We start from the raw sequence: 12,216 nt of genomic DNA on the forward strand, positions 1-12,216 counted from the left end.
CCCGTAGGCGGCCCGAGAGGTTTTAGCGCCCCTGCGCCGCCGCATAGGCCGCAACGATGTTCTCCGGCGGCACGCCGGGCTGGATGTTATGGACCTGGTTGAAGACGTAGCCGCCGCCAGGCGCGAATATAGAGAGCCTCTCCCTGACCTGCTTCCTCACCTCGTCGGGCGTCCCGAACAGCATCACGGTCTGCGTATCGACCCCGCCTCCCCAGAAGGCTATATCCCTGCCAAACTCCCTCTTTAACGTGGCAGGGTCCATCTTGGCGGCCGTGGTCTGGACGGGATTCAGCACATCCACCCCGATTTCGATGAGATCGGGGATCAAATCGTATATACTCCCGCATGAATGCAGGAAAACCTTGACCCTCGGGTTCAGCTTATGCGCCGCCTCATACACCCGCGCCTGGTACGGCTTTATAAGTTTCCTGTACATTTCCCGGGAAATATAGAGGCCGTTCTGGGTGCCGAGGTCGTCACCCATCTGGATGATGTCGATATAGTCCCCTACGGCATCCATGTACTTCTTGAGGTTCTCCACATGCTTATCAGCCATGCGGTCGAGGAAATACTCCACGAGCCTCGGGTTTATCGCAATCTCCGTCAGGAACTTCTCTATCCCAAATGTAAACATACCGTTCTCGAATATATTCCCGCCGAAGGCGCCGAGCACGGCATACTCCCCCATGGTGGCCTTAAGCTGTTTCGCCTCTTCCCTCAGGAACTCGAGCTCCTCCCCGGTTATGTCCGGGAACTCATATTCATCAATATCTTTATAGCTCTCCGCGTTCGCCAGCGGGAAATAGGCAAAATCATACCAAAAGCCATCCTTAGGCATCCTGGCGACCACGGTGCCATCCTGAACGATCAGCTTACTGCCATCCTCAGCAACCACGGGGTTAAGATCTAGCGGGTACTCACACTCCGAGCCATCAAGCAGGGTCCCCTTCTTCCAGGCCCGTATATTCACCCCGAAGCTCGGCTCATACCGGTGAAGCTGGACAACGTCGCCCCCCAGTATATCGAGCACCTCCTTCTCCGGCTCCGCAAGCTGCTGCATTATATCATAGACCCTGGTCCTCCCGCCCGCGAGCCCGAGGTGCTTCTTGAGCTGGTTGTAAGCCATGGCGTGAATCCCCGTGGACCGCATCCCACCGAAGTCAATAGCTACCCTATCAGGCTCCTCATGATTTAGAGATGCTAGCACCCTCTCCCTGTGAGTCATCGCGCATTCCCCCTACTCTGATCGGACTTGGTATCGGACCCGGCTAAATTCTGACCTGGCCGGGGAAATCGGCTAGATTTTGACCAGGTTAACCAGGGAAACCGGCTAAAGCTTGACCGGGCTATAAGAAAAACCGATTGAATTCTGACCCGCTTTGGGGAAAGCCCGGGTTCAATTTTAACCAGGTGCCGGTCTGATCTTGGCCGGGTGGCGGTCTAACTTTGACCGGGTGCCGGCCCGGGTTCTGACCGGCTTCATCCTAAGGCGCAACCCAAAATAATACTAGTACTTACACCGGGTAGATCCTCTTCTCTGTTTCGACATCAAACAGGTATATCCTCTCGGGGAATGTAAGAAACGCCTCGCCCCCGACCCTCAGCTCCTCGGCAGTCGGAGCCACGACCGTTATCTCACTCCCCCCTACACCAACTGAAATATGCAGCTCGCGCCCGACGATCTCTACCACCTCAATCCTGCCCGCGATGTGCCACGGGAGGATCCCACCCGGGAGCGGAGACGGCGGCACACACGAGACCCGTATATCCTCCGGCCTAATACCGACGCTCACCGTGCCGCTCGTCCTACCCACCTCGAGCGCCCTGGCAAGCGGCCCGGGCAGGGGGAGCTTGAAGTCATCCATATCTACCCAGAGCCCCCTGTCGCCTATGCCGCCTGCATCCCCTATGTCACCCGTAGTAACCTGCCCGATGAAGATATTCATCGCAGGGCTGCCTATGAACTCCGCAACAAACCTGTTCGCGGGGTTCCGGTAAACCTCCAGCGGCGTGCCCGCCTGCTGAAGGACCCCGTGGTTCATGACGGCTATCTTCTGGCCCACCGTCATGGCCTCCTCCTGGTCGTGCGTGACATAGAGGGTCGTGATGCCGAGCCTGCGGTGCAGCTTCTGGAGCTCGGCCCTCATCTGGACCCTCAGCTTGGCGTCGAGGTTGCTGAGCGGCTCGTCGAGCAGGAATACATGGGGCGACCGCACGATAGCCCTCCCGAGCGCGACACGCTGGGCCTGCCCCCCACTGAGCTGCGAGGGCCTGCGTTCCAGGAGGTGCTCTATCCTGAGGAGAGACGCCACGTTCAGGACGCGCTCCTTAATCTCATGGTTTGGGACCTTTTTCACTCGCAGAGGCGAGGCGATATTTTCAAAGACATTCATATGGGGATAGAGGGCATAGTTCTGGAATACCATGGCGATATCCCTATCCCTGGGAGAGATGTCGTTTACGACCCTATTCCCTATCCTGATGATCCCGCCGTTCGGGCGTTCGAGGCCCGCCACCATCCTGAGGGTTGTCGTCTTCCCGCATCCCGAGGGACCAAGGAGAATAAGGAATTCACCGCTCTCGACCTCAAGGTTCAGGTCCTTTACAGCCTCAACGGCCCCAAATCTCTTGCTCACATTCTCAAACGCTACACGCATGAGGATTCCTCCTGAATCTTTCAAGCTATGTCGGATAAACCAGCTATGTTAGATACAGGCCGCCCAGGAACCAGCGCGGCGGCATGGCATAGACCTCGAGCGGGCTCTTAAAGGATGTACTCACCACCCAGTATATGGGAAACAAGGTGATCATGATGAGAATTATGAGAGCTGCATAAAAAAGCAACTCCGTCAAAAGCCTGCCCTGAGTGCCCCGAGATGCTCCTGTCAAGGTCCTTGTCTTTTCGGTATTCAAGCGAACTCACCCCTTTAATAGCATCCCCAAAATAGCTTTCCAAGTTCCAACTTCGAGCTTTGCCCTATGACCACCATCCAGCCAAGGGAATTGACCCTGCTAAAGGAGAGGAGATCCTCCCCCCTCCCCTGGATGCCTTCTCTAACCTCGACCAGCCCCCGATCCCGGCCTTCTATTAGCGAAAATACCTGCCTAACAACGGCCCCTAGTAGCATAGCTGGAAGGGCCGAGACGGCGACTATTAAACCTCCCGACCTTCCGGCTTCCGGCCACAGGGCTCTAAATGAAGGCCTCTCAAATGTTTCATAAATATTGTCGGCCTCATAAAATATTCTCGCTTGATAAGTTAAAGTCAGCAGGAATCGGCGAAATATTGGAGAAAATGACTCATCGGTTACAGGGGATAATCTAATAAGAAAGATCAAGAGAAATAGAGAGCCAAAAAGCCAGGAGAAAGAATGGCCGGGAAAAGCCCTCGTAGCTCGTCTTTATTTGCTTCCACGTATCCTCCGCAGCTGCCGGGGGGTTTTGGGGGAACTTGTGAGGGGGGATTGGGGTGAGGAATGCCGAGTATGTTTGGGGGGATGACCCCATAGAATCCATAGTAATCCCCGGGGTTGGAGTAGCGGGATCCGTGCGCATGACCGAGTTCCTTATTGCAACTGACCTTGTTACGACCCTGGGGCAGCTAGCGACAAGCGTAAACCACAGGCTGCGAGGGCCCCTTACATCAATGAAAGGCATGGCCCAGGTGATCGGCCTCGGGCTGGCAGATATGGAAACGGCCAAACGCTATGCCGGGAAGATAATGAAGGAGATCGATCGCCTCGACCATATGCTCTCTCAGGTGCTGCTCTTGATGGACCAGCAAAGGCACGATCCCCAGCCAGTAGATATCCACGAAATGATGGATGAGGTGTTGCTCCTGGTCCAGGCCCAGGCAGCCTTGCAGGCGGTAACCATATCTAGAGCCTATGCCACTGATATCCCTGAGTTCCTGTGCGATGCCCGCCGGATAAGGCAAGCCATCTTGAATCTTGTCGTTAACGCTTTACAGGCGATGCCGGATGGGGGAGAGATCAGTATCAGCACTTCGTTGAGCAAAAGCAAGAGCGACGCGAAGACCAATAGAATCGATATCAAGTTCAAGGATTCGGGCCCCGGGGTCCCACGAAGTTTAATACCTCGCATATTCACGCCGTTTTTTACCACAAAGAAAAACGGCACTGGTCTTGGATTAACTGTAGCCCGGCACATAGCGCAACTCCACGGCGGCAGCCTCGAGCTCAAACGCTCCCCGGGCCCGGGAGCTCTATTTGTGCTGAGCCTCCCGGTTGAGCCCCAGTCTCAGGCGTTAGGCCCCGGCTCCGTCCTGGATCCTGGTTCCGTCTAAGCAAGCGTCTAAGACCTGGAACGCCGCACACTCCTCATTCATAGAACCTGGAGAATTGCGCATTTCAGGTAGCGCGTTTCTGGAACGGCGAGGAGCACGGGGTGGTCCTTTGCCTGGGTTCTCATCTCGATGACCCTGAGCTGCCTCCGCGCGTCCGCGGCCGCATCGTAAATCATCGTCATGAAAAGGTCCTCGGTAACGTGATAGGAGCAGGAGCAACTCACGAGCACTCCGCCTTCGCGAAGGAGCTTCATAGCGCGCAGGTTGATCTCCTTGTACCCGCGGAGAGCGCCCTCGATCGCCCGCTTGCTCTTCGCGAAGGCCGGGGGATCGAGGATGATCATGTCGAAGCTCTCACCTGCCGCCTCGTACCCGCGCAACTCATCGAAGGCATTCGCAACCGCGAAGGTGCACCTGTCGCCGACCCCATTTAGCGCCGCATTCCGCCGCGCCATCTCGACAGCCGCCCCCGAGATGTCAATACCCATGACCTCTGCGGCGCCGTAGGCTGCCGCGTGGATCGCGAACCCACCTGTGTATGAGAAGGCGTCGAGGACCCGCGCGCCAGGGCACCATGGCTCAATAGCAGCGTGGTTTTCTCTCTGGTCGAGGAAGCTGCCCGTCTTCTGGCCCATATCCACGTCGATCAAGAATCTGAGCCCGTTTTCGCTGATTTCGAATTGGGTCCCCGGCGGCCCGTCACCGCCGCCCAGGCCCGCCAGGAGGAATCCCCGCCTGGGCGGCAGCCCCTCGAGACTCCGCGAGGGAGCATCGTTGCGTTCGTAGATCCACCTTGGCTTCAAAATTCCCCTTACAACCCCGGCTATAGCATCCTTTCGAGCATCCATCCCGCAGGTCAGGGTCTGCAGGACAACCAGGTCCCCATACTTGTCGACGATGAGGCCGGGAAGGAGATCGGCCTCGCCAAAAACCATCCTGCAGGACTCAACCCCTGGCGCGACCCTGCGCCGGTAGGCGACGGCGCGCTCCACCCGCCTCCGTAAAAAGGCTTCATCTATAATTTCCGCGGGGTCCCTCGTGAGAATCCGCACCAGGATGTTGGACGTGGGGCTTATGAACCCGCGGCCGATGAAATTATGCCTGGCGTCCAGGACATCGACCACATCCCCGGGCCCGGGCCCAGGCCTAAGCCCTGAATCCGCCGCACCTTCGATGCCCGCGACCTCCCCCCGGTATACCCACAGGTGCCCCGCCCTCAGCCTTCCCTCCCGGCCCCTCTTGAGAACAACCTTCGAAATCATCGGCCCTTTACTCCTTATCAAGCCGCCTTAAAATTTCATGGGCGACGATCGCGCCGGACACCGATGCCTGCATCAGGCCGCGCGTCACGCCGGCCCCGTCCCCGATGGCGAAGAGGTTCTTGATCTCCGTCTCGAGGACGTTGTTGAGGTTGAGGCGCGAAGAATAGAACTTGACCTCCACCCCGTAGAGAAGCGTATTCCTGGCGTAAATGCCCGGTGCCAGCTGGTCAAGCGCCCTGAGCATCTCCATTATGCTGACGAGGTGCCTGTAGGGAAACACCAGGCTGAGGTCGCCCGGGGTGGCCTCTTCAAGGGTCGGTCTCACGGTTCCCTTCGCGATCCGCTCATGAGTCGAGCGTCGCCCCGCCTCGAGGTCGCCAAGCCTCTGGACTATCACCCCGCTGCTCAACAGGTTTGCGAGGCCTGCGACATACTTCCCGTATTTGATCGGCTCCCTGAATGGCTCCGTGAAGGTCTTGCTTACAAGCAGGGCAAAATTCGTATTCGTCGTCTTGTGCTCCGCGTGGGTGTGGCCATTCACCGTTATCAAGCCGTCGCTGCTCTCCATGACCACCTCGCCGTAGGGGCACATGCAAAAGGTCCGGACCTTGTCATCAAACGACTTTGAGTGATATATCAGCTTGGATTCATATATGACATCTGTAAGCGGCTCGGCAACAACCGCAGGCAGCTCCACGCGCACGCCGATATCCACAGGGTTCACGGCCATCTTGAGGCCGAGCCTCTCCGCCTCCCTGCTGAGCCATTCTGAGCCTTCCCTGCCCGGGGCGACGACAACATATTTGCCGTGTATAACCTCACCGTCGTCCGTTTCCACCCCGGTCACGCGCCCGTCCTCGGAGATGATCCTGGTGGCCCCCCTGCGCAGAGCGATATCAATGCGGCCCTCAAGATAGTTCTTCATCCCCTCGAGGACCTCCTTGGTCCTGCCAGTCCCCAGGTGCCTGATCCTCGACGGGATCAGCTTCAATTCAGCGAGTATGGCCTTGCGCTCCAGGTCCCGTATGGAATCCTCATCGACCCCGTAAACCTTATCAGGCGCGCCGAATTTTAGATAAACATCATCCACGTGCCGGATGAGGGACTCAAGCTCGGCCCGCTTGATGTATGAATCAAGGATGCCGCCGACCTCGGGGGATAGGGTCAATTTACCGTCGCTGAATGCCCCGGCCCCGCCCCAACCACACACGATATTGCACGGCTTGCAGCGCTGGCACGTTGTCCTCCGTGTGCGCGATAGACACGACCGCGCGTCCAGGTCGCCGCCCTTCTCGAGCATCATGACCTTGGCGCTTTCCCTGGCTGCAAGCTCGAGCGCCGTGAATATCCCGGCGGGACCCGCGCCGATTATGATAACGTCGTATTCCATACTTAACCTTCTTTCCCTATCATGCGGGAGTGGTGAGGAAGTAAGACTTAGCTTCGCAATAAATCCTAAGGGCATACTAGGGGTATATCCTGTTTAAAAGCCGCGGGAACGGTATCGCCTCCCTCACATGGTCGAGGCCGCATATCCACGCCACTGTCCGCTCAATCCCGAGGCCGAAACCGGAGTGTGGCACAGAGCCGTACCTCCGGATGTCCGCGTACCACTGGTAGGCCTCCTCCGGCAGCTTATGCCCCTTTATCCTGGCCTCGAGCAGCTCGAGGTCATCGATCCTCTGGCCTCCCCCGATTATCTCGCCGTAGCCCTCAGGCGCCAGGAGATCTGCGCTCAGGGCTACCTCGGGCCGGTCCGGGTCGGGCTTCATGTAGAACGCCTTACACGCCGCAGGGTACCTGTGTACAAACACAGGCTTGTCGAATTTCTCGGCAAGGATGGTCTCATCGCCGCCGCCGAAGTCGTTGCCCCACTGGAAATCTACACCGTTGTCTCTCAAGATTCCAACGGCCTCGTCATATGAAATCCGGGGGAATGGGGGCTCGATTTTCTCGAGTCTCGAGGCATCTCGCTTCAAGACGTCAACAAGCTCCTTAGAGCGCCTCGAGAGAACTCTCTGTACTATATATGAAACGAACTCCTCCTGGAGCTTCATGTTATCATCGAGGTCGTAGAAAGCCATCTCGGGCTCGATCATCCAGAACTCCATCAGGTGCCGGCGCGTCTTGGATTTCTCGGCCCTGAACGTCGGCCCGAAGCAATACACCCTGCCGAAAGCCATCGCCCCGGCCTCCATGTATAATTGGCCGCTCTGGGTCAGATAAGCCTTGCGGTCGAAGTAATCCGTTTCGAAGAGGGTGGTCGTCCCCTCGCATGCCGCTGGCGTGAGGATGGGGGCATCCAGGAGGACGAACCCCCTTTCATCTAGAAAATCCCTGCACGCCTTGACGACCTCGCTCCGGATCCTCAAGATCGCATGCTGGCGGGGGGCTCTGATCCACAGGTGCCTGTAATCCATGAGAAAATCGACGCCGTGCTCCTTGAGGGATATAGGATACTCGCCTGCGACTTGTATGATCCTCGCATCCTTCAAGGCCAGCTCAAAGCCGCCTAAGGCGCGCCGCTCCTCGCGCACAACCCCGGTCACCGTAAGAGATGACTCCTGAGTGAGCGCCCCGAGTGTTTCAAAGAGCTCCTCCGGGACTTCCTCTTTCGCCACTACAGCCTGCAAAAAGCCCGTCCCATCGCGAATGATCAAAAAATGTATGCTCCCGCTCGACCTCTTGTTATAAAGCCACCCGCGAATCTCAACCTCCTCACCCACATGAGCCCCGATATCCGAGATATAGACAGTCTCCACCGCTCGGATCACCCCCCTGAAATGTAAAGGAAAAGGAAGCGCCTTCATCTGCTTATCCGCCATCCGCATTACATCTTCTATTATATTATGATGCCCAGCCTTTTGGAAGGTAGTAACAAGAAGACAAGAAGGGGGAAAGCGACAGGAAGGGCCGGAGGACGGGAAATTAAAGGGCCTCATGGCATGCCGCGCCGGCGTGCTACGAGGCCACAAGTCTTACCTTTCCTGCCTAGCCCAGGCTTTATCTCCGGTCCTCATCTTCATCTTCTCATTTTCATTCAGCCTGGCTCAGTCGATCCGCTGCATATTCGCGCTTATGTAGAAGGTCCCGGGATAGGTTATGCTCATGCGCCGCGTATAGGTGTAGTAACCCTGCTTTATAAGGGTTATCTCATGGTTGCCGAGCGGGATATTCCTGAACGTGGTCGGCGTATATCCCATCTGCTCCCCATCGATGAAGACGAGGGCCCCGGACGGGGAACTCCATATGCTGACAGCCGCAGACTCAACCGGCGGAGGTGGTAGTGGGGGCGGCACGATGGGACCAGCCTGTGGCGGCCCACCAACATAAAAGTACGTAGACGTCGAAACCCACGCAGTAGCCGGTATAACCTGGATCTTGGCCCTTATATTCTTCGTTATTATCTCCGCCTGTCCCTGGATCCTCGGGGCAAACTGCCCGGAGCGGATGGATTGCTCCAGGTAGGGCATGTCGAGCGGCTGCGTGGATGCGAACAGGATCAGCCACTCTGTGCCCGGCGGTCCCTCGACCTGGAGGTTGTACCGCCCCTCAGGCAGGGTCCTCGCCTGATTTGCCGGCAGGTAGTTGTTGCCCCACCACGTGCTCGGCAGGAGCCACTTATAGTTGCCCGAGGTATCGATATCCAGCAGGTAAACGTAACACGACCTCGTGCTCCTGAAAGATATGCGTATATTGTCCCCGGGATAATAAGTTGCACCCTGACCCCTATCAACCCACATCTGGACACTGAAACCCGGGTCCGGCGTAGGGTTGATGAAGAGTTTGGCCTTTGGCTCGTCCGCAAGACCTACGGCTGACAGAGCAAGCACGGCACATAGCACCAGACCCAGCACAGCCCCCCTGAAAACCCTGGCATTACCCATGGCTTACACTCCTTCCTTTTCCTTCACAATCTACCGGCCATCGAGGGCCGATGGACGCAACCTGGCGGGAAGCAAGACCTCCAACACACGCCCCGGAGCCTCCCCCTCCCGGCAGGCCATGGACGATAGGCTGCGAGCGGTAACGGTGATAACCTCTTTTATATATATTCGCTATAAGTGAAGGATTTCTTGCCCGGGCATGCCATTTAATTAAAAATTTACCGTGTAAAAATCTACCGTGGGTGAGCCCTACTCCCGCTCGACTTCCTCGTTAAACAGGCTATAGTTTGGCGCCTCCTTAGTGATGACAACATCGTGTGGATGGCTCTCCCTGAGGCCGGCGCCGGTTACTCGGATGAATCTGGTCTTCGTCTTCAATTCCTCGATGTTCCGGGTGCCGCAGTAACCCATGCCGGCCCTCAGCCCACCCACGAGCTGGTAGATCGTGTCCGCCGCAGGGCCCTTATAGGGAACGCGCCCCTCGATACCCTCGGGGACGAGTTTCTGCTCGTTTTCCTGGAAATACCGGTCCCGCGAACCTTCCTTCAAGGCGCTGATTGAACCCATCCCGCGGTAAACCTTGAAGCTCCTGCCTTTATAGATAATCCTCTCGCCCGGGCTCTCCTCCGTGCCAGCCAGGAGGTTCCCGATCATCACGGCATCGGCCCCTGCCGCGATGGCCTTTGTGATATCGCCAGAGTACTTGATCCCACCATCCGCTATGATCGGGATGCCGTGTTTCCTGGCCTCCTCCCAGCAATTCGCGATTGCCGTTATCTGTGGGACGCCTATGCCAGCGACAACCCTCGTAGTGCATATGGAGCCCGGCCCGATGCCAACCTTGACGCAATCCGCACCCGCCTCGATGAGGTCTCGAGTCCCCTCCGCGGTGGCGACGTTGCCGGCAGCCACCTCGACGCCCTTGAAATTCGCCTTGATCTTCTTCACCGTCTCTATAACGCCCCTCGAGTGGCCGTGCGCCGTATCTACGACAATAAGGTCGACGCCCGCCGACACCAGAGCCCCGGCACGCTCCAACACATCAGCGGTAACCCCCACTGCCGCCCCGACCCTGAGCCTGCCCCTGGGATCCTTTGCCGCGTTGGGGTACTGCTTCGCTTTGAGAATATCCTTTATTGTAATAAGGCCCTTCAGATTGAACTCATCGTCAACGAGAGGCAGCTTCTCGATCTTGTGCTTCTGCAGGATGGCCTTGGCTTCTTCGACCGTGGTGCCCACGGGGGCCGTGATGAGGTTCTCCTTGGTCATGACATTCTCGATGGGCTGGTCGTAATTGGTTTCAAACCTCAAATCCCTGTTTGTGAGGATCCCCACAAGCTTCCCGTTCTTCGTTATCGGGACCCCCGATATCCGGTAGCGCTCCATGATCCGCAGGGCATCCCTGATCGTATCGTCCGGCCCAAGGAATATCGGGTCCACTATGACGCCATGCTCCGAACGTTTGACCTTATCGACCTCCAGCGCTTGCTTCTCTATGGACATATTCTTATGAACAACACCAAGGCCACCCTCCCGCGCGATGGCGATGGCAAGCCTCGCCTCGGTGACCGTATCCATTGCTGCACTCAAAAGCGGGGTACTGAGCTTTATATTCCTTGTGAGATAGGTGGAAGTATCAACTTCCTTCGGCAAGACATCCGATTTCGCCGGAATCAGGAGCACATCGTCAAAGGTAAGCCCCTCGAGCCCGAACCTATCGGCCAGTTCCATGATATAGAAACCCCCTGTCCCGTTTATGTTTTCTTAATCATAGCAGAAAGGCCGACCAAACTCAAGGGGCTCAACCTCGGCTCGCGCTCTTACTCTAATACTTTATGGTAACTCGATCCCCCACCTGGATCCTGGGCAGGGCGCCCTGGGTCTCCACGGTGCAGATCGACACCTTCTCCTCAGTGGAGACCACATTCAAGACGGCTATCTCGGTCTTCTGCTCGGAGAGCACCTCGCCTGTGAACGGGTCCTTGATCACCTCTCCAGGCCTGTAGACCAGGAGCTTCATGCCCTTTGACACGCCCGCCGGGCGCCCCAGATTCGTATATACTTTGTCGCCAATCTTCGTCACCACATACCCCTCGACGGGGTAGAGCTGCATTATCTTGGCTATGAGCTGGTCGACGGCCTTCGAGGTTGCCTTCCCCAAGATCGTATTGTGAAAGCCGGAGCTTCCGAAGGCCATGGGCGGGATCCCCTCGAGGGTGAGCACCACATTTGCCTGGCTCTCCTTGCCCTCGGCGCTATCCGCCAGCAGGATGGAACCTGTATTCGTATCGACCACCCTGATATGAATCGTGACTGCCGCTTCGGAGGCGGCCACATCCCCCAGGAATGGCAACCTCACCCTGTCTGTCTTGATCGTAAACTGGGTCACGCTCCCGAGAATCATCGCCTGGACGCCCAAGAGCCGGCCGATCTGCGCAGCGGTCGACGGATCCACCATCCCGGTGGCGCCGAAGCCCTGCTCCTGCATTATGGTATCCAGCCGCTCACGCTCGATTACATCAAACTGCCCCGTTTTTACAAGCCTGGTTTCAAATTCAACCCTCATCCCGCGGCCAACAGCCCACTGGGGGTTATTGGTCTGGTCCAGGAAATCCATCACCGCAATGCGTTTCTTGGTCGCCTGGGGTTGGAGCCCCTGCCCGTGAGCGGGCGTTAAAAGAAGCCCCGTCAATAGCATGATCACCAGCGCCAGCGCGCCAGCTCTCGGCAAAATCCTCTTCATAAAAGCACCCCCATAAGC

The 12,216-nt window shown here is 57.3% G+C and carries 11 protein-coding genes; 1 reads left to right on the top strand and 10 read right to left on the bottom strand.

Annotated elements, in window-relative coordinates:
* Positions 1–22: 22 nt before the first annotated feature.
* The 4 genes from HPY71_05995 to HPY71_06010 form a co-directional block, all read right to left on the bottom strand.
* Positions 23–1,225 carry a methyltransferase gene (locus tag HPY71_05995; GenBank protein ID NPV53058.1) on the bottom strand — a complete coding sequence of 401 codons (1,203 nt, stop codon included), beginning with the start codon at positions 1,223–1,225 and terminating at the stop codon, positions 23–25.
* A gap of 289 nt (positions 1,226–1,514) precedes the next feature.
* Positions 1,515–2,657 (bottom strand): ABC transporter ATP-binding protein, encoded by a 1,143-nt coding sequence (locus tag HPY71_06000; GenBank protein ID NPV53059.1) that lies wholly within the window; start codon positions 2,655–2,657, stop codon positions 1,515–1,517.
* 43 nt (positions 2,658–2,700) lie between these two features.
* On the bottom strand, positions 2,701–2,913 hold the full coding sequence (locus HPY71_06005; protein ID NPV53060.1) for a hypothetical protein: 213 nt from the start codon (positions 2,911–2,913) through the stop codon (positions 2,701–2,703).
* A 14-nt stretch (positions 2,914–2,927) separates the two neighbouring features.
* A complete protein-coding gene (locus HPY71_06010; protein NPV53061.1) occupies positions 2,928–3,338 on the bottom strand; it encodes a hypothetical protein in 411 nt (136 codons plus the stop codon).
* Positions 3,339–3,469: 131 nt separating this feature from the next.
* Here HPY71_06010 and HPY71_06015 point away from each other — a divergent pair, with 131 nt between their 5' ends.
* Entirely contained in the window at positions 3,470–4,306 is an 837-nt protein-coding gene (locus HPY71_06015; GenBank protein NPV53062.1) for a hypothetical protein, read from the top strand.
* Between the two features lie 38 nt (positions 4,307–4,344).
* Here HPY71_06015 and HPY71_06020 read toward each other — a convergent pair whose 3' ends face one another.
* From HPY71_06020 to HPY71_06045, 6 genes are all read right to left on the bottom strand, one after another.
* Complete coding sequence (locus tag HPY71_06020; GenBank protein ID NPV53063.1) at positions 4,345–5,565, bottom strand: class I SAM-dependent rRNA methyltransferase; 1,221 nt, start codon at positions 5,563–5,565, stop codon at positions 4,345–4,347.
* Positions 5,566–5,575: 10 nt separating this feature from the next.
* On the bottom strand, positions 5,576–6,958 hold the full coding sequence (locus HPY71_06025; protein NPV53064.1) for an NAD(P)/FAD-dependent oxidoreductase: 1,383 nt from the start codon (positions 6,956–6,958) through the stop codon (positions 5,576–5,578).
* Between the two features lie 76 nt (positions 6,959–7,034).
* Entirely contained in the window at positions 7,035–8,330 is a 1,296-nt protein-coding gene (gene asnS, locus HPY71_06030; protein NPV53065.1) for an asparagine--tRNA ligase, read from the bottom strand.
* Positions 8,331–8,618: 288 nt separating this feature from the next.
* On the bottom strand, positions 8,619–9,455 hold the full coding sequence (locus HPY71_06035; GenBank protein NPV53066.1) for a DUF4384 domain-containing protein: 837 nt from the start codon (positions 9,453–9,455) through the stop codon (positions 8,619–8,621).
* A gap of 249 nt (positions 9,456–9,704) precedes the next feature.
* Complete coding sequence (gene guaB / locus HPY71_06040; GenBank protein NPV53067.1) at positions 9,705–11,180, bottom strand: IMP dehydrogenase; 1,476 nt, start codon at positions 11,178–11,180, stop codon at positions 9,705–9,707.
* A 100-nt stretch (positions 11,181–11,280) separates the two neighbouring features.
* Positions 11,281–12,198 (bottom strand): hypothetical protein, encoded by a 918-nt coding sequence (locus HPY71_06045; protein NPV53068.1) that lies wholly within the window; start codon positions 12,196–12,198, stop codon positions 11,281–11,283.
* Positions 12,199–12,216: the final 18 nt, after the last annotated feature.

It is taken from the genome of Bacillota bacterium (genome assembly GCA_013178125.1).
In the GTDB taxonomy this organism is placed as follows: Bacteria; Bacillota; SHA-98; order Ch115; family JABLXJ01; genus JABLXL01.

Coding starts and splice junctions, on each gene's coding strand:
- HPY71_06025 (NPV53064.1), bottom strand. CDS start 6,958: ATGGAATACGACGTTATCATAATCGGCGCGGGTCCCGCCGGGATATTC.
- HPY71_06045 (NPV53068.1), bottom strand. CDS start 12,198: ATGAAGAGGATTTTGCCGAGAGCTGGCGCGCTGGCGCTGGTGATCATG.
- HPY71_05995 (NPV53058.1), bottom strand. CDS start 1,225: ATGACTCACAGGGAGAGGGTGCTAGCATCTCTAAATCATGAGGAGCCT.
- HPY71_06000 (NPV53059.1), bottom strand. CDS start 2,657: ATGCGTGTAGCGTTTGAGAATGTGAGCAAGAGATTTGGGGCCGTTGAG.
- HPY71_06035 (NPV53066.1), bottom strand. CDS start 9,455: ATGGGTAATGCCAGGGTTTTCAGGGGGGCTGTGCTGGGTCTGGTGCTA.